Origin of the sequence: Dactylosporangium sp. NPDC000555 (genome assembly GCF_040300025.1) — a bacterium.
Classification (GTDB): Bacteria; Actinomycetota; Actinomycetes; order Mycobacteriales; family Micromonosporaceae; genus Dactylosporangium.
In genome coordinates this window covers 1-19,516 of sequence record NZ_JBEPDB010000079.1, presented here as the reverse complement: position 1 = coordinate 19,516, position 19,516 = coordinate 1, and the positions used below count along the sequence as shown (strand labels likewise).

The following is a 19,516-nucleotide window of genomic DNA, read 5'->3' as shown; positions in this document are numbered from 1 at the left end:
CCTGTATGTCGTGACACCCCCATGCCGCTGCCGGCGCTGGTCGCCGGGGGAGGCGGTCACCGGCGACGCGAGCGTGTTCGGCGTCTCGATGCCGCCGCATCCCCGCCCGGCCGCCTTCGTGCCCCGCAGCGGCGGGTCCGGCGCGCTCGTCGACCTGGAGTACGCCGCCCGGATCGCCGCCGTGGCTCGCGGCGCCGTGCCCCGCGGCCGAGCGCGCCGAGGTCTGGCTGGCCCCGGCGCCGGCGACGACGTCGTGGCCCGGCTGCGCGCGGCCGCACCATCTCCGCTCCGCCGGGCGCGCTCCTGTGCCGGGTCGACGTCCGAAGTGGACGGTGGGGCGTCCGGATCGCGCTGCTCGCCGCCGTGGCCGTGGCCGCCGCCACCGTGCAGGGCGCGCGGCTTCGGCGGCGGCGTGGCCAGGCTCGCCCTCGCGCTCGTGCCGCCGGCCGTCGTGGCGTCGCCGCTCGCCGGCCGTCGTGGTGGCGTCGCCGCTCGCCGGCCGTCGTGGTGGCGTCGCCGCTCGCCGGCCGTCTCGGCGCCGTCGCGCTGCGCCGCGGCCGGCTCACCACCGGCCCGGCCGGCGTGTGGCTGGCCCGCCGCCCGTCCGCGGCCCGGCTGCTGGCCGTGCTCGTGGTGGCGCCGTCGCGCTGATCATCGCGGTGCTCACCGGCGCGGACATCAGGACGCCGCCGCCGGGCACCTCAACCGCATCGCTGGCGTCGCTGGGATTCGCCGGCGCGGCCACCGCCACCGCGCAGCGCCGGCAGGGCGAGTGCGCGGAGGGCCGAGACGGGCGCGCCGGGAGCGCTCTCCGTCGGCGCCGCCAGCCGCCTGCAGCTGCTCCAGGCGGTGCGCGCCGCGGACCCGTCCGGGCGATACGCGATGGCCGTGGTACCGCTGCCGGACGCCCTCGCCGTCGATGGACCGCGCCGTTCGGCCACGGCCCTGCGGTCCGGCGGACCCGTCCCGGCCCGCCTCGGCGACCGTGCGCGGCACGACCCTGAGCCTCGACATCACGGTCACCCGCCTGGACCGCACCGACGACGCCCTGGCGGTCGCGGTCGCGCCGCTGGACGGCCATCCCACCGCTGCTGATCCTGGCCGCTGGCCTCGTCGCGGCACCGGCGCGGTCGCGTGGATCGCTGCGGCCTGCCTCCGCTGTGCGGCCTGCCGGCGCTCGCCCTGGCCGTCGCGCTCGCCGTGCTGGCCGTTGTGGCCGTGCTCAGCAGCCTCCGCCCGCGGCCGCGACGGGTCCGCGACTGGCCGTCGTGGCGCTCACCATTGCGCGATGGTCGGGCGGTTGGTGATGAAGTGGTAGATGCGTTCGGCGGTGTCCGGCAGCGGGTCCGTGCCGTCGACGACGAAGTCGGCGAGCTGGCGCCCGGGTGCGACGTTGCGGGCGTGCGCGTCGCGCCCGCCGTCGAGGTAGGCGCGCAGCACCGCGCGCGGGTCGTCCAGGCCCAGCGCGCGGCGGGCGAGGCTGATGTCCATCGGGGTGTCGACGTAGACGGTCCACCGCGCGGCCCAGCGGATCGGCGGCAGCGCCAGGGCGAAGACGCCCTCGACCACGACCAGCTCGGCGTCCTCGTGGGCGTCCAGCCGGTCCTGCAGGCTGTCGAGGTCGACGCAGTGCTGGTCCTCGCCGGCGCTGTCGCCCAGGCCGACGACCGGGACGCCGAAGCGTTTGGCCACGGCGTCGGCGATGCTGCTCTTGCCCGCTCCCGCCGGGCCGCCGATGACGAGCAGGGGCGGCAGCACGCGCATCATGATCCGCGACCCTACCGCGCCGGAGGGCTGGGCACGAACCCGATTCGTCAGCGGGGCGAGCGGTCGGCAGCGGCAGGAGGACCGATGCGTCGTTGCGCGACCCATGCACCGGCGTGGAGACCGGGCCGGAACACGCGGGTGAACAGGCGTCGTCAAAGATCCGGCGCACAAGCGCCGCCGGTGCGGTACCGTAGCCCGCGTGTCGTCCTGATCACCTCGGGTGAGGATGGATCCATTTGCCGCGCGGACCTGCCTCGAAGCCACTCCTTGTCGTGGCTGTCTCGGTGGCCGTGGTCGTTGGGCTGGGCGGGACGGGCCTGCTCCCCGCGTGGTGGTCGCAGCTCGTCGACGACCTCGCGCAGTTCGCCGCCGGCGCGGCCGCGACCGTGGCCTGCTGGCTCACCGCCCCGCGCTACACCGGCGCCCAGCGGCGTTGGCGGCTGTGGATGGGCACGGGCGCCCTCGGCTGGACGATCGGCCAGTCGATCTGGAGCTGGCATCAGCTGTTCCGCGACGACGCGCTGCCCTCGCCGTCCCTGGCCGACGCCGGCTACCTGACCCTGCCCGTCTTCGCGCTGCCCGCGCTCGTGTCGCTGGCCGCCGCCCGGCCGCCCGACGGCGCGCCTCGGCGCCGCCCCGGCCAGCTGGTGATGGTGCTGGACGGGCTGATCGTCGTCGGCGCGCTGTTCGTGCTCACCTGGGCCACGACGCTGGGCTCGGTGTTCAGGGCCGGCGCGGCGACGCCGTTCGCGTACTCGGTCGCCATCGCCTACCCGATCACCGACCTCGTGCTGACCGTCATCGTGATCCTGCTGCTGGCCACGTCGGCCCACGCCAACCGCGGCCAGCTCACGATCCTCGGCGCCGGGCTGCTGTGCCTGTCGCTGTCCGACAGCATCTTCGCCTACCTGGTCTCCAAGGGCGCCGACAGCATGCCGCCGGTGTTCGACGCCGGGTTCATCGCCGGGCAGGCGCTCGTCGCCGTCGCCGCGCTCACCCCGCCGCGGCCGGGCGACGCGCCGGAGCCGCCGCGGCACGGGCGCTGGGCGCACCTGATGCTGCCCTACGTGCCGGTCGCCTTCACCGGGGTGCTGTTCATCGCGCAGCTGATCCGCGGCACCCCCGTGGACGGCGTGGAGATCGTCGTGGAGACCGCGGTCATCTCGTTGCTCATCATCCGCCAGGCGGTCACGCTGGTGGAGAACGCGGTGCTGCTGGACCGGGTCACCGAGAGCCAGGCACGCCTCGCCCATCAGGCCTTCCACGACGCGCTCACCGGCCTGTCCAACCGGGTGCTGTTCCACGACCGCCTCGAGCACGCCCTGGCCCTGCATCACCGCGACGGCCGCCCGCTGGCGATCCTCTTCTGCGACCTCGACGACTTCAAGGCCGTCAACGACCGCTTCGGCCACCTCGTCGGCGACCGGCTGTTACGCCAGGTCGCCGAGCGGCTGCGCGCCGCGGTGCGCGACAGCGACACCGTCGCCCGGGTCGGCGGCGACGAGTTCGCGATCCTGATCGAGGGCGCCGGCGACCCCGACGAGCCGGCCGAGCGGGTCATGGCCGAGATCGGCCGGCCGTTCGAGCTCGACGGGCAGATCGTCACCGTCGGCGTGAGCGTCGGCCTGGTCCGGGCGGGCGAGCACGGCCCGGTGCTGTCCGCCGACGCGCTGCTGCGCCGGGCCGACGCCGCCATGTACTCGGGGAAGCGGCGGGGCAAGGGGACGCTGGTGCGGTACCGCGTGGACCTGCCCGACGGCACGGGCAGCTCCGACCTGGCCGAGGCGCTGGCCGCCACGCTGCGCGACGGGCGCGGCCTCGACGTGCACTACCAGCCGATCGTCCGCCTCCACGACGAGACGGTCGTGGCCTTGGAGGCGCTGGCCCGCTGGACCCACCCGAGCCTCGGACCCGTCTCCACCGACGTCTTCATCGCCACCGCCGAGCAGATCGGCCTCATCCGCCTCGTCGACGACTTCGTGCTCGACCGCGCCTGTCGCGACGCCGCCGCCTTCCGCGGCCCCTGGGCCGGTATCGCCGTGCACGTCAACACCTCCGCCGCCCGGCTGGGCCGCCGGGAGCACGAGGAGACGGTGCGGGCCGCGGTCGTGCGGCACGGTCTGGCACCGCAGCGCCTCCTGCTGGAGCTCACCGAGACCGCCCCGCTGCCCGACCTGGGCGCCGCCGCCGGTGCCGTGCGCCGCCTCGGCCGCTTCGGCGTCCGCTTCGCCCTCGACGACTTCGGCACCGGGTACAACGCCCTGGCCCAGCTGCACGCGATGCCGGTCGACGAGGTGAAGCTGGACCGCTCCTTCACCCTCGCCGACCACGGTCGCAGCGAGGCGATCTGCCGCTCGATCGTGCAGATCTGCACCGGCATCGGCGTCACGGTGGTCGCCGAGGGCATCGAGACCGACAGCCAGGCCGCGGCGATGGCGGCCCTGGGCTGTCAGTACGGCCAGGGCCACCGCTTCGGCGCCTCGGGCCCGCTGGAGAAGGTGGCCCCGCCGGGGGTGCTCGACCCGAACGACCGCGCCGTCATCGGCCGCTGACCGTCTCGTCGGGGGAACAACGCAACGGCCGGGCGTGACGGCGGCTCAGGCGGTGATGCGCTCCATGGTGGCCACCAGCTCCTCGGCGGTGGCGGGGGACAGGTGCGCGGCATCGAGATACAGGCTCAGGCGCAGCGTGCCCGGCACGTCATCGAGGTGGACGAACAGCGGCTCGAACGACGGGGCGTCCTGGGCGGCCACCCAGCGGAACGACGACTCGCCCGGCTCGATCGGCGTCTCGTCGCGCGCCGGGCCGCGGCGGTCGTTGAAGTAACAGCCCAGCTCGATGTCGGTGCCGCGCTCGGCGGCCACCCGCGCCACCACCCGCTCCATGCCCGTGTGGTGGAAGTAGGCGTACTTGTACGCCGCCATCGTCACGCGGCGGGCACGCTCCAGCAGCTCGCCGAACGGTGCGCCCGCCGCCTGGATGCTCAGCAGCCCGGCCTGGGCCAGGGTGCACACCACGTCGGCCAGGCCGGGGCGGAAGCGGTTGCTCACCATCGGCCGGATCACCACCGGATCCACGCCGGTGACCGAGGTGAGCGCGCCCGCGTACGCGGCCAGCAGCACCGTCGACGTGTCCAGGCCCGACCGCTCCGCCCAGCGGCGCGCGGCCAGTCCCAGCGCCGGCGAGGTGAACTCGCCGTGCCAGTACCGCGGCGACTCGACCGTCGCGGGGCGCGGGAAGCGGTCCGGCGCCACGGTGCGCAGGATGCCCTCCCAGTACCGCTGGGCCGCCGTGTTGTGCCGCTGTCCCGCCGGGGACGCCTGCCACTGCGCCTGGGCGAACGGCTGCAGCCCGCGCACCGGCGTCGCGGTGCGCTCGGCCACCTCGGTCAGCATCGTCATCGCCCCGGCGGCATCGGTGACGAAGTGCGAGACCAGCACCGCCATGTGGGTGAGCGCGCCGCCGCTGTGCACGACCGCCATGCGCAGCGGCCACTCGGTGGCGAAGTCCAGCTCCTTGGCCCGCCAGCGCTCGCAGACGTCCTCGGCGACCTGGGCCGGGTCGGCGTCGCCCGCGTCGATTATCTCCAGGTCGATCTCGCCGGTGGCGTACACGACCTGGGTCGGCGTGCCGTCGGCGTCGAAGCGCAGCAGGGTGCGCATCGGCTCGTAGCGGCTCATGAGGTACCGCAGCTCGGCCGCGACCTCGTCCACGGTCGTGCCCTCCGGTAATGGCGTCACGCCACCGAGCGGTAACCACGTCCCCTGCTTGACGATCGCCGACCAGTTCTCGAGCTGGCCCCACGACAGCGGGCCAGACCTCGGCGGCCCACCGGCCGTCCCTTCGCCCTGGAACCCGACGCTGACCCGATCCGGCGCAGCACGCATCGCCGGCCCTCCCATCCATAGTGACGGCAGTGCACGACCTCTCGGCCCGGCCGGCATCGGCGCGCGGCGGGCAGAGGCGGCCTGCACAACGTGGCGGGTCGCAGCAGGGCGCATCGGCTCGCCGTAGCGTACGAAAGTGCGTTCCCGGGCACCATGCGCCGGATGTACGATTGCGCCCTGGCTGCCGGGGCGATGCCCGGTCAGGCCCCCGCGTCCGTTGTGTGACGGCCGTCGGGCAGGCGCCGGGTGGCGCCGCGGCGATGCAGGAACTCCAGCAGCGGTACGGCCACCCGCCGCGTCGTCCCGAGCGCCTGGCGGGCCTCGCTCAGCGTGAACGGCTGCGGCAGCGTGGCGAGGCGCTCGACGGCGGCCTCCGCGGCGCCGGGCAGCAGCACGATGCCGTCCGCGACGCGCAGCAGCAGGCCGGCCTTCGCGGCGGCGCCGAGCTCCTTCGGGCCCAGGCCCAGGGCCGCGAGGCGGTCGCTCTCCGGCGCGGCGAACGGGGCCTCGGCAAGGCCGGCCCGCACGGCGTCGATGGCGCGCAGCAGCCGCTCCGGCAGGCGCTGCCCGGTCCCGATACGTCCATTGTGGATGGTCAGCGGCGGGGTCAGGAGCCGTTCGACGAGCGCGCGGTCGGGCAGGTCCAGGCGGCGGCGGATCGCCTCGACCGGGGGGTCTGGGTCGACGGGGTGCGCCTCGGCGTACCGGCGGACCTCCGACGCCAGGCGCGTGCGCAGCTCGGCCTCGTAGGCCGGGTCGAGCAGCCAGCCGGCGCTGGGCCCGGGGATGCCCATCCGGGCCAGCTCGCCGGCGTGCACCAGGCGCCGGCGACGCAGCTCGCCGGCCACGTCCGGGCGTCCGTCCATCGTGGACAGTTCCAGCGCCCGGGCGGCGGCCGCGCCGCGGCGGCGCAGCTCGGGCGGGGCGACGTCGAGGACGGTGACGCCGCCCGGCACGCGGTGCAGGCCCGGGTCGCGCAGCAGCGCCCGGTCGCCGGCGTGCAGCGGCAGGGCCCGGGCCAGGCGCAGGCGCGCGGTGTCGGTGCCCAGCGGGCGCAGCCGCGCCGGGACCGCGGCCGAGCCGATGTGCAGCACCACCGTCGCGGGCAGGCCGGCGACCGGTTCGCCGTGCACCCGCACGTCGACGAGGTCGGTGAACACGAACCGGCCCGGCGAGACCAGCGCGTCGCCGCGAGCGACCGCGGAGCGCTCGACGCCGCGCAGGTTCACCGCCACGCGCGCCACCGCGTCCACCGTGGACACCGGCTCGCCGAGCGACTGCAGACCGCGGACGTGCACCGCCGCCCCGTTGAGCTCCAGGTCGGTCTCCGTGGCGAGGCGCCCGGCGCCGAGGGTGCCCGTCACGACGGTACCGCTGCCCCGGATGGTGAACGAGCGGTCCACCCACAGCCGGACCGGCGCGTCCAGGTCGGGCCGCGGCAGGGCGGCGCCGAGCCGGTCCAGCGCGGCGCGCAGCTCGTCGAGGCCGGCCCCGGTCACCGCGCTGACGGCGACCGCCTCGACGTCGCCGGCCGACGTCTTCGCCAGCCGCGCCAGGGCCTGCCGGGTGGCCGGCTCCGGGTCGGCCAGGTCGGCCCGGCTCACCACGAGCAGCGCGTGCCGCACACCGAGCGCGTCCAGGGCCGCCAGGTGCTCGGCGGACTGCGGCTTCCAGCCCTCGTCGGCGGCGACGACGAGCATCGCGGCCGGCACCGGCCCGATCCCGGCGAGCATGTTGGGCACGAACCGCTCGTGCCCCGGCACGTCGACGAACGCGACCGTGGCGCCGGAGGGCAGCCGCGTCCAGGCGAACCCGAGGTCGATCGTCATGCCGCGGCGCCGCTCCTCGGCCCAGCGGTCCGGCTCCATCCCGGTCAGCGCGCGCACCAGCGTCGACTTGCCGTGATCCACGTGCCCGGCGGTCGCGATCACCCACATGGGCGCTCGGTCGTGTTGTCGTCGCTTCGCTCGGGCGCTCGGCGTGCGGCGCGCAGGATCGCCGCCACCACCGTCTTGTCCTCGTCCTCGGGCACGCAGCGAAGGTCGAGCAGGAGCCGCTGCCGCTCGACCCGCCCGACGACCGGCGGATCGCCGAGCCGCAGCGGCCCGGCCAGCTCCTCCGGCAGCGCCAGCGCGGCCGAGGGCAGCTCCACCTCCGGCGCACCGCCGCCTCCGACCACCGCGACGGTGTCGACGACCTCCGCGGGTAGCCCGCCGAGCGCCTCCCGGAGCGCCTCGGCCCGCCGGCGCAGCCGCTCGACCGGCGCCCGCAGCGCCCGCCAGGTCGGCGTCTCGGGCCCGAGCAGCGTCGCCTCCAGCGCGGCGAGCGTGAGCTTGTCGACCCGCAGGGCACGGGCCAGCGGATGCCGCTGCAGAGCCCGGACGAGATCGGCCCGCCCGAGCAGCAGCCCCGCCTGCGGCCCGCCCAGCAGCTTGTCGCCGCTGGCGGTGACGAGGTCGGCGCCTGCCCGCAGTACCGTGGCGGCGTCCGGCTCATCGGGCAACAGCGGGTCGGCGTCCAGCAGGCCGGACCCGATGTCGACCACGAGCGGCACCGGCAGACCCTTGAGCCGCTCGACCGCCACGGCGGAGACGAACCCGCGCTGGTAGAAGTTCGAGGGATGCACCTTGAGGATGAACCCGGTCTGCGGCCCGATCGCCGCCCGGTAGTCCTCCAGCGAGGTCCGGTTGGTCGTGCCGACCTCGCGCAGCCGCGCCCCCGTCGACACCAGCAGATCCGGCAGCCGAAACCCGTCCCCGATCTCGACCAGCTCCCCGCGGCTGACCACGATCTCCTTGCCGGCCGCGAGCCCGGTCGCCACCAGCACGAGCGCCGCCGCCCCGTTGTTCAGCACGTGTACGGCCTGCGCCGCCGGCACGGCCTCCGCGAGCGCCCGCATCGCCCCCAGCCCGCGCCGCGCCCGCCGCCCCGACTCCAGATCGAGCTCGACGTCGGTGTGTCCAGCGGCCGCGACGACCGCCTCGACGGCCGCCCCGGACAGCGCCGCCCTGCCAAGATTGGTATGCAGCACCACGCCGGTGGCGTTGAGCACGGGACGCGGCCCGCCGCGGCGCTCCAGCCGCCGCAGCGCCGCCTCGACCACCTCACCCGGCGCCAGCTCGCCGCGCCGCACCCGGTCGAGCTCCTCGCGGACGACGCCCCGGGCCCGGTCCCGCGCGAACGCCGCCAGTCGCGGATCATCGAGCACCGCATCGGTGCGCGGCACGGCCCGTCGCGGATCCAACGCGCAGCCCCTTACCCTCGCTAGACGTGAAACCCGTTGGAACGTTAGCAGCTTGCGTGGCCCCTCCGGCCCTGCTCAAACGATGGCCGGCCGCAGCCGTGTGGGCGGTGTTCGCCGGCATTTGCGGAGTGTCCTGCGCGCTGACGCTGCGCCGCCCGGAGTTCGACCGCTTGGCCGACCTGACTGTGTACTACGGCGCGGTCCGATGGGCCCGGGCCGGGCTGCCACTGTATGACTACGCTGCCGACAACGGTGACCCGTTCACCTACCCGCCATTCGCCGCGATCGTGATGTGGCCCCTGGGCGGGCTGCCCCTGCAGTTGATCCGCGTGCTGTGGCTGGCCGGCACCTGCCTGGCAGTGGCTCTGATCGCCTACGTCGTCATCCGGCGCCTCGGCCGCGCCAATCTTCATGCGGCAGCGGCCGCCTGCGTCCTGGCCGTGTCCGCCCCCATCCAGAGCGACCTCAGGTTCGGCCAGGTCAGCGTATTCGTCGTCGCGCTTACCCTGATCGACGCGCTGGACCTGCTGCCCCCTCGATGGCGCGGAGTGCTCATCGGTATCGCCGCCGCGATCAAGCTGACCCCGTTGCTGTTCGTCGTCTACTTCCTGATCGCCCGACGCCACCGAGACGCACTCCGATCGACCGCGAGCTTCCTCGCGGCGGGCGCCCTCGCAGCCGCCCTCCTCCCGGCCGACAGCCGGCAATTCTGGACCCACACCATCGCCTCGACGTCCCGCATCGGTGACCTCGCCTCACTCGGCAACCAATCGCTGCACGCCTTGCTGGCGCGCGCCGGGGTCGGCCCCGAGCACCGGCTCATCGTCTGGGGCGCTCTGGTCGGCATCATCTGCGGCCTGGCGCTCTGGCGAGCAAGACAACTCTCCGACGAGGGCCGGCCCGTCCACGCCGCGGTCCTGGTCGGCTGCGCAACCGTCGCCGCATCCCCGGTGTCGTGGACCCATCACCAGGTATGGCCGGTTCTCGCAGGCATGCTGCTTGTCGCCTCTGGTGTCGCGACCAAACGAGCAGCGGGCGTGTTCCTGGTGGCCGTCATGACACTGAGCCTGGCCAACGTCATCGGCGAGTCGATATCCAACCCCGGCCTTCAATATTTGTTCACCAACGCCAGGGGCATCGGCGTGGTGGCGATTTGCTGCATCGGGTTCGGCGCGGTCGCCCACGGCCGCCTGCAGTTGCCCACCATGGTCCGGATCAGACGCGCACTGGTCACCGTGGTGGCTGGCGTTGCCTTGTTCGCCCTGCTGCCGCTCCCGCCCAACTATGACCCGGGCCTGCGTACGTACTCGCTGGCCGAAGCTCAGCGGGAGTTCTCCATGACCCAGGTCTCCTGCGACGGCGGGCCCTGTGACATGACGTTCGGTGGACGGCTGGTCGTGAACTACTCGATCGGAGGTTCCGACGAGAAATTCGTCGTTGACGGTTGGGTCGACGACCGAGTCGGCAAACTCGCCGTGCGAACGGCACCAGGGGCCCCGATCCACTTCATCCCGATCATGACGCTCGACGGTCAACGGATCTTCTGCTTCGGCGGAACCAACCTCTACTACGGGCAACTACTCATCTACGACACCGAGGGACGGCTGATCGAGAACCCACCCCGGGCCTTGTGGAAATAACACCATGATGCGGTTCCGCCGCGCCGGGCGACCTTGCGACCGGCGTACGTCTGGCTAGGCTTGGCCCGAGGGAGGTGATCTCCATGACCAGATTCCTCATCGAGGGGACCTACACGCACGAGGGACTCCGCGGGCTTCTCAAGGACGGCGGCAGCGGGCGTGTCGAGGCGGTCCGGAAGATGGCCGAAAGCGTCGGCGGGCGTCTCGAGTCCTTCGACTTCTCATTCGGCGATCAGGACACGCACGTGATTTGCGACCTGCCCGACCACAAGGCCGCCGCAGCCGTCGCGCTCGCGATCGGCGCGGCCGGCGGAGCCACCACCAGGACCCTGGTGCTGCTGCGTCCGGAGGAGGTCGACGAGGCGGCGCACAGGGCCGTCGAGTACCGGGCGCCCGGCGTCTGAGCCGCCCGGCGGTCGCCGCATCTGTGCCTCACCCCGCGGTGCGCCGGCCCGTGCCGGACGCGCCGAAGCCCCGGACGTCCTCACCAGGAGGAGTCCGGGGCGGTGTGAGGCTGAGCTCGCGCAGCGATGTGACGATTGCGGCGGCTCGGGACGGTGGCGCTGGGCTGGCCGAGCAACTCACCGCGACCGCGCGGCCGGCGCCACACCGCTCCTTCACGATCGATTCCTTCGCGACCGACTCCTTCACGATCGCCGATGAACCGGCGACGTTTGCAGCTGGCCGGCCTGGAGCAGGGCAACCGCCCGTGTCCCGATCTTGAACTTCTGGGTTGGCCGGATGCCGTCACCGAGCGGCACCCGTCGTCCCCGCGCGGCGACGACAATCATGGCGTCGGCCGGCAGCACCGATGCGACGGCTCGTACCATTCCCGCTGTGCCCGATTCGGCGTTCGCGCCGTGCCATTCGGTCTGTTCGCCGTACGGAACGTCGGTGATGACAAGATGCGGAGTCCGTCCGTCGAGCACCGCGGCGAGCTGTGCCGGGTCGAACGCGTCCGCCACCTGGGCGACGCTCGGGACGTCCCCTCCGTCGCGCGTGAGCTGCCGGGCGAGCCGACCGGTCGCCGCCACCGATTCTTCGTGAGAGGATTTGCCGTACCTTTCAGCCAGCTCGGCGAGGTCCGCTGCCCGTGCGCTCAGACCGGCCTGGGTGAGCAGCGTCAGGTTCTGCCGGGCCAGGGCCACCGGGTCGCCGTTGATGTCCGAGGCGATCACCTCGTTTACCGCTCGGCGGTGCAGGAACGCCAACACGGTCAGCAGGTAGCCGCTTCCGCAGCACGGATCCCAGATCGTCACCGGCTCGTTCGGGCCGAGGGCAGCCAGGCCGCGAAGAAACATCTCTGAGGCCAACCGCACCGGGAACGCCGGATGCCCTGAAGCCGAGTGGAGAACGGACCCGCTCGCGAGATCCGCGTAGCTGCGCCCAGATGTCACAAACCGGTAGCCCATCCTGCACCTCTCGCCAAGATCTCATAGGCCGGCGCCCATCCGGGTACTGCAGGCGACAGCCATGGGCTACAGCTTCGCAAACGGCGCCGGCCGCCACGGCGGCCCAGAACATCACGGCAAAGTGTGGCCGGGTGCTGCGTGAAGCAACCGGGACTATCCTTTGCTGTGAGTCCCAGATCTGCGAGGGGGTCGCCATGCCGGTCGTGCTTGTTACTCAGGGGCCGACTTTCACGCAGGAGCGGTACGAGGAAACTGTCCGGAGACTCACTGGCGGTAAGAGCCGTATGGAGACGCCTTCGGACTGGCCCGTCGAGGGCCTGCTGACGCACATCGCCGGAGAGGGCGAACATGGCTTCCGGGTAGTCGACGTGTGGGAGTCCGAGGAGGCTTGTCGCCGATTCGGCGACCGCCTCATGTCGGTCCTGGAGGAAACCGGCGTCAAAGACGAGCCAGAGATGTACTCGGCGCACACGTTTGTGTCGGCCTGAGCCAGACCACATCCACGTGTTGCTCGACGGTCGGCGGCATGCGGTGCTTGATCTGTCCTAGGCCGACGGATACTGCCGCGTGTCGCGATTCGACACCGCTGGCCGACTCGGCGGCGGCCAAGACGCCCGCCTCCCGCGACGGCGGGATAGCTGGTAGAGCTGCTCGTGGAGCACCTGTTCTCATCGGGTGAACCGAGTCCGGGCGACCCGGTCCCCGGCGACGGAGACCCACTGCGTGGTCGAGGCGCCCGTGCGCGGCGGCCGCGAGCAGCGCGCCGCCGGCGGTGTTGTTCCATAGTCGCAGGACGTCGGCGCACCGACTCGATCGACTCGACCTCGTCGAGGTACAGCAGGGTCGAGATGCTGTCCGGCTCCTCCGCCTCGCCTCGTCCGTGCTCATGCGCTACCTCCTCGACGCGATCGTGTCCCGGGCGGGACGGCGAGCCTGGCGAAGCCGGTCATCGAAGCACGACTGGCGCCGGTCCGTCGGCCGCTCGCTCACGGCGGCAGAAGTGTGCACTCCCGGTGGGGCGAGGCTGGAGCTGCGGTTCCACGTCGACGTCCGGGTGGCGCCCGACGTGGCCGAGCAGCGGATCGCTGCGGCTGTCAGCGCGGGTGGGATCGTTGTCGATGACAGCCAGGCGCCCTCGTGCACCGTGATCGCGACAGCGCTTCGCTGCCGCGTTCGACCATGCCCGGCGTACCGCGCCGACAAGGTCGACGGCAGTGTTCCTACGCCACGGCGGCCGGCCCAACTCCGGGTCGTGCGACTTTAGGCTCCGGCGCCCCCCTCCGCCTTCGCCCGGTCCTCCTGAACGATCCGCCGAGCGGTTCTCGCGAACATCAGCCCGCTCAGCACGACGAGGACACCGCCACCAATGAAGATCCAGCCAAAGACATGGGTCGCGGACGCCTGGGAGTCGGCCTGCTCCTCCGCGGTCTTCGGCTTGCCCTCGCTGCCGTTGACGATCGTGACGCACTTTTCGCCCGAGTTCATGGTCCGCCCGCCACATACTGGATCACCGGTCGCCTGCGTGAGGTGTACGCCAAAACCGATGCAGCCGGCCGCGATCACGGCGACGACAATCACGGCGATGGTCCAACCGGCAACAGACTGCTTGCCACTGCTCAAGGCGTTGCACTCCTACCGCTTTGTTCTCGATTCGTGCTCCAGCGGCGAAGATGTTAGCTCGCTGGGCCGTCGGCCGCTGACCGTACGGCTGGCCGAGCACGATCTGCACTACTTGGCCGGACGGCTCGCCGACGTTCCAGTTGGTGTACTCGTCGCCGGCCGTGGTGGCGAGCGGAGCGACGCCGGACTGGTCAAGATGTCGGCGGGCGATCCGCAGGCGTGGTTTTGGTTCGTCAGTTGCGGGCTCTGACGCTTCTCGGCGACGTGAGCACCGGCGATGGCGGAGGCGTAGCTGCGGGTGAACAGGGCCAGACCCGTCAGCAGCCGCATGACACGCAGCGCGCTGCACCGGTTGCACCATGGCCACTTCGGCGCCCAGACGTCATCACGCATGACGACGGTGGCAATCAGGAAAAGCAGCAGACCGAGGGGATCAGGGAAAGGTCCACGGCCAGGGCCGCGATGAGAAGCGCAGCGATTTCGTCTGCGTCGCCGGGCGGCCATGGCGCGCACACGTGCGGAAGGCCGCGAGCCATCGTCACCTGAGCGGATGCGATCTGGACCAGCGACATAAACGGCTCCCGAGCCTCGCGATGCTGTTGCAGCAGGATGCCATACCCCCGGTCAAGACCGCGGCCATGCCGCCGAGCGCGGTCCGCGGCATGAGAGTGCGCCGGGATATACGTCGAAGCCCCGGAGGTCACCTGGACGCGGTCCCGTGGCGTGGCAGGCAGCGGCTGTGCTACGTGGGTGCGTCAACCCGCGCCAGGTCGGATGCGAGCACTTGGACCTGCGACAGTTGCTCGCTGTTGAGCCGCCTGGCGTCCCAGGCCAAGGCGGCGAGTTCGGCCCGGCGAGGGTACAAGCGCGCGGTGTCCCCGGACGGGCCGACGCCGGTCAGGGCGGCCAGGTCACCGGCCGCAATACCGAGCACCGCTGCGAATGCAGTGACGTAACGCGGAGTCAGCGCCGACTCCCCGCGTACCACGTGGTAGATCGTCGAGTCGGAGACGTAGGGGCCGTCGCCTACGTCGTGCAGCAGCTGCGCGATGTGCGGGCGGATGTTCCGGTTGACCAGCAGACCCATCACCAGCGCGCCGGGCCCCGGCGGAACCCGCGCCGGCCGGAGCGGCTCATCAGGTACAACTACCGGAAGCGAGCGGATGTAGTGATGTAGCCGATCGAAACGCTTCCCGAACAGACGCATGGCCGAGCGCATCACGTGCCCGACATGCCAGGGATGGGTGCCGCTCGCCGGGGCCAAGTCGACCGGCACGTCATGACCGGCGATCACGAACAGGTCCGCAGCGTGCAAATCCAAGGCAGGTGCCAAACGACGCAGCAGAGCGGCACCGGCGTAGCCGCCGGCCAGCACGGCGGCGAGCTCCGGCACCTCAACCAGACCTGGGCGATACTGCATGCGTTGCTCGCCGGATCCTGATGTGCACCCGGACCTACCTCCACGCCGCGTCGCGTCGATGATCGGAGACACTCTCACCGTGCGAAACGACCTCGACCAGATCGAAGCGGCGTTCGTCGGCACGCCACTGGCCGGCCTGCCGATCGGACACGGCCCGTCGGGCACCGTCCTCGTCGCCGACATCGACCCCAACCGCCTGCACGAGGCATGGCAGGCTGCCGACGCCCTGGTGCCGGTCATCGGACGCCGCCCCGTCATGGTCACCGACGACTTCGACGATACGCTGAGGATCCGGCCCGAGCCCGAGCCGGGCCCGTCGGAGTCGGAGCTGCGCGCGTTCGCCGAGGCGGCCGAGTCCTCCGAACCCTGGCTGGCCTACCGCCACTACAGCGAGGACGACGAGGTCGACAAGGGTGAGGTCGAGCATTACGCGCGTGGCATGGCCGGCGTCGACCTGACGGCCCTGGTGTCGGATGTGGCGCTACCGACTCCGCGCCAGGCGCTGGAGCGGGCGCTGTACGACCGGCTGCTCGCCGACGCCGACCTGTACGCCCGGGTGCTTGGCAGCGTCCGGTTCGTGACGCAGACCGGCTGCTGGTACACCCCTGACAGCGCCCTGCTCATGTTGCTGCCCACCAGCGACGTCCGCAGCTCGGGGTATTGGGTGGACTTCTACGGTGCGCTCACCCGGGAGTACCAGCGGAAGCTCGCCGAGGTGCTGGCGCAGTGGCATCACCGATGGGACGCCCGCCTGGTCGCGTCGTGGGGCACCATGCTGCAGTTCCAGGTGGGTCGTCGCCCAGCACCGGGTGACGAGGCGTGGACCGCGGCCGGCCAGCTCAAGGCGCTCGCCCCGAACCTCGACCTGAGCCGGTGGGAGGTCGCCGTTGCCTTGCCCGCCGGTGACGCGTGGTTCGTGCACAACCGGCCCTGACGAACTCGATCAGACCGCAACCTGCGAGCGCGGCCGTCGCCTGCGGACTGAGCCGCCCCTTGAGGTCGTGGCACTCGTTCGGCCGAGCCGCCCTGTCATCGGCACGAGCGCGCCCGGCCTGTGGGTCAAGCCGGTCGGAGCGGCGTACGGAGCATGATGATCGATGGCGAACCGTAGCGCCCGGTCGGCGGCATGAGAGTGCGTCGCTAAATCTAGAGCCGGCCGGTCCAGGGCTTGCCGAGGCCAGCTCGTACCGCACTGCGTCCGGGCGGCAGGTCAAGCACGTCGATCAGGCTTTGGTCTTCGTCGACGGCGTGATGCAGATGCCCGATCTTCCCGGTGCTGCTGTTCGCGTCGGAGGCGCCGATGAGCTGCCACGTGCCGTCGTCGGCGTCGTGACTGACCAGCAGAATGGGCTCGTGGCGCTCGAAGACCTCGAGGGTCTGGATGCAGGTGGTCCCGAGGAGCCAGTGCCGCGTCCACCAGGCCCGTCGATCGTGCTGCATGACGCGGTCGGTGACCCACCAGACGAACGGCAGATCCTCATGGGCGCGCGCCTGGTCCGCGGTCAGATCCGGTCCGCTCTGCGGTACCCGCTCGATAGGCTCGTCGGTAAGCGAGAACGCATGCCGTCCTCATTCACGAAGATGTCCGTCGCGGACCACCGCCAACCCGCCGACCCGGGTCCTGATGCCCGCCGGCCCGCGTCGGGCCGAAGCGAGCACGCTGGCCGGTCGACCGAGGGTGTCACCCTGCTCCACCTCGATCGAGACCGTCCGTGCCCCTGTCGTGTCGAGCAGGTGGGCGGCCAGGCAGCCGGTGCTGTTGGCGTTGGCGACGTCCTCGTCGACACCGATCGCCGGCGCGAACATCCGCGCCGCACCCGGTCGGTCGCCCACCGGCGGTACGTACACGAAACAGCCGAGGAGCCCGTACCGCCGGCACGCCGCCGTCAGCCTGCCGAGGTGTGGGCAGACTCGGAGCAGCGCCGACCGGTCGTGGACCGGTACCAGCATGCGTGGTGCGCCGGGCGCGGCGATCCGTGGCACGTCGGTCGGATGCGGGTCGTCCGCGGTGAGCCCGAGCGCGGCGACGATGGCGGCGCGCTCGTCCGGTGCCGGGTGGCGCAGCGCGACGAGGCCCTGGTCGAACCACACCTCGATGCCGGCGGGGCGGCGGATCGCGACGGTGTCGAACGTGCGCCCGCCGGTGTGTTGGCGGTCGTTCAGCTCGCCCAGCGCGGTGCGAGTCAACCGGACGGCCTGCGCGGCAACGGTGCCGTGGCCGCAGCCGGACAGTTCGGCGGTGGCGGTGAAGAACCGGACCGGCCAGCCACCGCCCGGCGTCCGCCCCGGGCCGAGGAACGCCGCGTGCGAGGTGCCGGCCGCAGCAGCGACCGCCCGCCGGTCCGCGTCCGTCGCCGTCGGGTCGTCGTCGGTGACGGCCGTGGGGCTGCCACCCCGGCCGTCGCGCCGCACGCACGCATCAACCACCGTGACATCCGGCCAGGACATCGGCCCACCTCTGACGCTCAATGAACCGGCAACCGCAAACGGCGTCCGCCGATAGCCAGACATGGCCGCAACGGCCGACCGAACGCGTCCCGGAGCCTACCGGCCTGCCTCAGTCGGTGCCGTCCTGCACCGGATAGTGGATGATGACCGCACCGCCGGTGGCGTAGTTGGCGACATCGGCGGCCACCCGCTGGCCTTGCGGCGACGCCCGCGCCGTGGCCATGGCGGCGGCGTCAGCGAAGTCGCCTTCGAAGACCGCGAAATATGGCGCTTCTCCGTTGGTCGCCGCCACATCGAAGCTGTAGCGCCACGCAAGCAGGCCGGGCAGATTCATGACCAGTGGAAGATGGTTGGTCACGTAGTAGTCGCGGAAGTGGTCAGGGTCGGCGGGCTTGGAATACAAGACCACCAACTTATGCATGACGACCTCCGTCCACCCTGTCCAAAGACGAGACCATAACACTCCGGGTGACCTGGGAGCTCCTGCAAAGAACGAGGGACGACACGGAACGGTTCGGATCGCCTCAAGATCCGATGCACTGTCATCGGCTACTTATCTACTGGTGCTACGACCGCAGCCCGGCCAGGCTGGGTCGAGGTGATCGGCAGGGTCGCTCTCTCATCGGCTGCCCACTGCTGTTTCGTGTGGCTCTCATTTGGCATGCGTCCTGCCGGTCACCGCGGCGTGGAGAGGCTCAAGAGCGCCTCTGTGTGTCAACCCGTGCCGGGGATCAGTTTGAGTTGATCTTTCATGAGGTGTCGGTAGAGGACGTTGGTGAGTCGTCGTTTGAGTGCGCGGCGGGCTTCGGCTGGTGTCTTGCCTTCGTTGAGTTTGCGCTGGTAGTAGACGCGGCCTGGGCCTGGATCGCGGGCTTGGACGAGGGCGATGGTGTGCAGGGCTGTGTTGAGTTGCCGGTTGCCGGTGGGGTTGAGCCGGTGGCGGTTGCGGTCTCCGCTGGAGGTCTCGAGGGGTGCGGTGCCGGCGTAGCTGGCGAAGTGATGTGTGGTCGGGAAGCGGGTGATGTCCCCGACGTGGCCGAGGATCTTTGCGGCGATGATGTGCCCGATGCCGCGGATGCTGGTGATGGTGGAGTGTGTCTCACTCAGGACCTGCCGGGTCTGGGCCTCGTTGGCGTGCAGGCGCCGGTCCAGGTGGCGTAGGTCCGTGATCATGTCTCTGGCCAGGTCGCGGCGGCAGCTGTCGGTGGCGGTGATCGGCCGGATACCGCGCAGCAATGCCGCGGCCTTGTCCGCGGTGAGGTCCAGCGCGGCGCCGCCGGGGATCAGATCACGCAGCAGCACGTGGAGCCGGTTGAGCAGCCGGACGCGTTCGCGGGCCAGGTCGTCGCGGCGTTCGGACAGCAGCCGCAGCCGGGTGTGATGGTCCTCGGCCACGACGCGACGCAACCGCTGGTGGCGCATGGCGGCGTGCGCAACGCTGGCCGCGTCCGCGGCGTCGGTCTTGCGGGTGCCGCCGGTGTCCAGCAGCCGAGCTCGAGCGGCGAGGCTGGCCGGGACGTCGACCACGTCCTCGCCGGCTGCGGCCAGCAACTGGGCGATACCGCGGCCCAGACCGGCGGCACCTTCGACAGCGAAACGCCGCTGCGGCCAGAGGACGGCCCAGCCGGTCAGTGTCTTGTATGCGGCGGCGTTGATGGTGATCCGCCGGGTTGCCAATGCCCGTCCGGTCTGGTCGAGGGCGACAGCGGTCAAGGAGGACTTGTGCGGGTCGATGCCGATCGTGATCACGGGGAGCTGGGTTCCTTCCGCCAACCGAAACGAGGGTCACCGTGGCGGGCAGCCTGACTTGGGGAAATCGTTGAGCACGCCTCTGTTGAGCCACGCCACGGCCGGGCGCCGGCCAGCGGCGGCACGCTCTTGAAGAGCCAGCCCGAGGGCGGCAAGGGGTATGCGAGCCAGTGCCGACCGGCGCCCTGACGCTACGGGCTGCAGACCCGCGCATCTGACTCCAGTAGACAAGTCAGGGGTCTGCCCAGCTCGAAGTAGCGCTGCCCTCCTCGCTGACATCAGCGAATGTCGGATTGAGGGAGGAACGGCGTGGCACGAGTGATCATCGG

19 protein-coding genes are annotated in these 19,516 nt (G+C 71.9%); 7 read left to right on the top strand and 12 right to left on the bottom strand.

Translation table 11 applies throughout. The features are described 5' to 3' along the window. Window positions 1–504 precede the first annotated feature (504 nt). Window positions 505–651 (top strand): hypothetical protein, encoded by a 147-nt coding sequence (locus ABT297_RS33865; protein ID WP_350556548.1) that lies wholly within the window; start codon window positions 505–507, stop codon window positions 649–651. A gap of 624 nt (window positions 652–1,275) precedes the next feature. Here the strand turns inward: ABT297_RS33865 and ABT297_RS33860 are convergent. Continuing rightward, complete coding sequence (locus tag ABT297_RS33860; RefSeq protein ID WP_350556547.1) at window positions 1,276–1,767, bottom strand: uridine kinase family protein; 492 nt, start codon at window positions 1,765–1,767, stop codon at window positions 1,276–1,278. A 272-nt stretch (window positions 1,768–2,039) separates the two neighbouring features. Between ABT297_RS33860 and ABT297_RS33855 the strand changes: the two genes are divergently transcribed. Further along, complete coding sequence (locus ABT297_RS33855) at window positions 2,040–4,319, top strand: putative bifunctional diguanylate cyclase/phosphodiesterase (protein ID WP_350556546.1); 2,280 nt, start codon at window positions 2,040–2,042, stop codon at window positions 4,317–4,319. A 45-nt stretch (window positions 4,320–4,364) separates the two neighbouring features. On the opposite strand, the gene ABT297_RS33850 is transcribed toward ABT297_RS33855, so the two are convergent. The 3 genes from ABT297_RS33850 to selA form a co-directional block, all read right to left on the bottom strand. Then, window positions 4,365–5,654, bottom strand: coding sequence for a condensation domain-containing protein (locus ABT297_RS33850; protein WP_350556545.1), 1,290 nt, complete (start codon window positions 5,652–5,654; stop codon window positions 4,365–4,367). Between the two features lie 200 nt (window positions 5,655–5,854). Then, window positions 5,855–7,591, bottom strand: coding sequence for a selenocysteine-specific translation elongation factor (gene selB, locus ABT297_RS33845; protein ID WP_350556544.1), 1,737 nt, complete (start codon window positions 7,589–7,591; stop codon window positions 5,855–5,857). Continuing rightward, on the bottom strand, window positions 7,582–8,898 hold the full coding sequence (gene selA, locus ABT297_RS33840) for an L-seryl-tRNA(Sec) selenium transferase (protein ID WP_350556543.1): 1,317 nt from the start codon (window positions 8,896–8,898) through the stop codon (window positions 7,582–7,584). The genes selB and selA overlap by 10 nt, the downstream gene beginning before the upstream one ends. Before the next feature lie 98 nt (window positions 8,899–8,996). Here selA and ABT297_RS33835 point away from each other — a divergent pair, with 98 nt between their 5' ends. Continuing rightward, entirely contained in the window at window positions 8,997–10,538 is a 1,542-nt protein-coding gene (locus tag ABT297_RS33835) for a glycosyltransferase 87 family protein (RefSeq protein ID WP_350556542.1), read from the top strand. 83 nt (window positions 10,539–10,621) lie between these two features. Further along, window positions 10,622–10,942 (top strand): GYD domain-containing protein, encoded by a 321-nt coding sequence (locus ABT297_RS33830; protein ID WP_350556541.1) that lies wholly within the window; start codon window positions 10,622–10,624, stop codon window positions 10,940–10,942. A 243-nt stretch (window positions 10,943–11,185) separates the two neighbouring features. Here the strand turns inward: ABT297_RS33830 and ABT297_RS33825 are convergent, their stop codons facing one another. Beyond that, entirely contained in the window at window positions 11,186–11,950 is a 765-nt protein-coding gene (locus ABT297_RS33825; RefSeq protein ID WP_350556540.1) for an rRNA methyltransferase, read from the bottom strand. Window positions 11,951–12,144: 194 nt separating this feature from the next. Between ABT297_RS33825 and ABT297_RS33820 the strand changes: the two genes are divergently transcribed. Beyond that, complete coding sequence (locus ABT297_RS33820) at window positions 12,145–12,438, top strand: hypothetical protein (protein WP_350556539.1); 294 nt, start codon at window positions 12,145–12,147, stop codon at window positions 12,436–12,438. A 772-nt stretch (window positions 12,439–13,210) separates the two neighbouring features. Here the strand turns inward: ABT297_RS33820 and ABT297_RS33815 are convergent. Further along, window positions 13,211–13,528: a hypothetical protein gene (locus ABT297_RS33815; protein ID WP_350556538.1), complete on the bottom strand. Its 318-nt coding sequence runs from the start codon at window positions 13,526–13,528 to the stop codon at window positions 13,211–13,213. Window positions 13,529–13,532: 4 nt separating this feature from the next. Between ABT297_RS33815 and ABT297_RS33810 the strand changes: the two genes are divergently transcribed. After that, window positions 13,533–13,820 (top strand): hypothetical protein, encoded by a 288-nt coding sequence (locus ABT297_RS33810; RefSeq protein WP_350556537.1) that lies wholly within the window; start codon window positions 13,533–13,535, stop codon window positions 13,818–13,820. Window positions 13,821–13,977: 157 nt separating this feature from the next. Here the strand turns inward: ABT297_RS33810 and ABT297_RS33805 are convergent, their stop codons facing one another. Beyond that, entirely contained in the window at window positions 13,978–14,142 is a 165-nt protein-coding gene (locus tag ABT297_RS33805) for a hypothetical protein (RefSeq protein WP_350556536.1), read from the bottom strand. Window positions 14,143–14,312: 170 nt separating this feature from the next. After that, the gene (locus tag ABT297_RS33800; protein ID WP_350556535.1) at window positions 14,313–14,990 is read right to left on the bottom strand and encodes an XRE family transcriptional regulator; all 678 of its coding nucleotides are present in this window, start codon (window positions 14,988–14,990) and stop codon (window positions 14,313–14,315) included. Between the two features lie 79 nt (window positions 14,991–15,069). Between ABT297_RS33800 and ABT297_RS33795 the strand changes: the two genes are divergently transcribed. After that, complete coding sequence (locus ABT297_RS33795; RefSeq protein ID WP_350556534.1) at window positions 15,070–15,924, top strand: DUF4253 domain-containing protein; 855 nt, start codon at window positions 15,070–15,072, stop codon at window positions 15,922–15,924. A 212-nt stretch (window positions 15,925–16,136) separates the two neighbouring features. Here ABT297_RS33795 and ABT297_RS33790 read toward each other — a convergent pair whose 3' ends face one another. The 4 genes from ABT297_RS33790 to ABT297_RS33775 form a co-directional block, all read right to left on the bottom strand. After that, entirely contained in the window at window positions 16,137–16,430 is a 294-nt protein-coding gene (locus ABT297_RS33790) for a hypothetical protein (protein ID WP_350556533.1), read from the bottom strand. A gap of 129 nt (window positions 16,431–16,559) precedes the next feature. Continuing rightward, the gene (locus ABT297_RS33785; RefSeq protein WP_350556532.1) at window positions 16,560–17,438 is read right to left on the bottom strand and encodes a PhzF family phenazine biosynthesis protein; all 879 of its coding nucleotides are present in this window, start codon (window positions 17,436–17,438) and stop codon (window positions 16,560–16,562) included. A gap of 109 nt (window positions 17,439–17,547) precedes the next feature. Then, the gene (locus ABT297_RS33780; protein ID WP_350556531.1) at window positions 17,548–17,859 is read right to left on the bottom strand and encodes an EthD family reductase; all 312 of its coding nucleotides are present in this window, start codon (window positions 17,857–17,859) and stop codon (window positions 17,548–17,550) included. A 293-nt stretch (window positions 17,860–18,152) separates the two neighbouring features. Then, entirely contained in the window at window positions 18,153–19,187 is a 1,035-nt protein-coding gene (locus ABT297_RS33775; protein WP_350556530.1) for an IS110 family RNA-guided transposase, read from the bottom strand. Window positions 19,188–19,516 lie beyond the last annotated feature (329 nt).

Coding starts and splice junctions, on each gene's coding strand:
- ABT297_RS33810 (WP_350556537.1), top strand. CDS start 13,533: ATGGTCCAACCGGCAACAGACTGCTTGCCACTGCTCAAGGCGTTGCAC.
- selB (WP_350556544.1), bottom strand. CDS start 7,591: ATGTGGGTGATCGCGACCGCCGGGCACGTGGATCACGGCAAGTCGACG.
- ABT297_RS33825 (WP_350556540.1), bottom strand. CDS start 11,950: ATGGGCTACCGGTTTGTGACATCTGGGCGCAGCTACGCGGATCTCGCG.
- ABT297_RS33780 (WP_350556531.1), bottom strand. CDS start 17,859: ATGCATAAGTTGGTGGTCTTGTATTCCAAGCCCGCCGACCCTGACCAC.
- ABT297_RS33800 (WP_350556535.1), bottom strand. CDS start 14,990: ATGCAGTATCGCCCAGGTCTGGTTGAGGTGCCGGAGCTCGCCGCCGTG.
- ABT297_RS33820 (WP_350556539.1), top strand. CDS start 12,145: ATGCCGGTCGTGCTTGTTACTCAGGGGCCGACTTTCACGCAGGAGCGG.
- ABT297_RS33805 (WP_350556536.1), bottom strand. CDS start 14,142: ATGTCGCTGGTCCAGATCGCATCCGCTCAGGTGACGATGGCTCGCGGC.
- ABT297_RS33860 (WP_350556547.1), bottom strand. CDS start 1,767: ATGATGCGCGTGCTGCCGCCCCTGCTCGTCATCGGCGGCCCGGCGGGA.
- ABT297_RS33785 (WP_350556532.1), bottom strand. CDS start 17,438: ATGTCCTGGCCGGATGTCACGGTGGTTGATGCGTGCGTGCGGCGCGAC.
- ABT297_RS33850 (WP_350556545.1), bottom strand. CDS start 5,654: ATGCGTGCTGCGCCGGATCGGGTCAGCGTCGGGTTCCAGGGCGAAGGG.
- ABT297_RS33830 (WP_350556541.1), top strand. CDS start 10,622: ATGACCAGATTCCTCATCGAGGGGACCTACACGCACGAGGGACTCCGC.
- ABT297_RS33790 (WP_350556533.1), bottom strand. CDS start 16,430: ATGCAGCACGATCGACGGGCCTGGTGGACGCGGCACTGGCTCCTCGGG.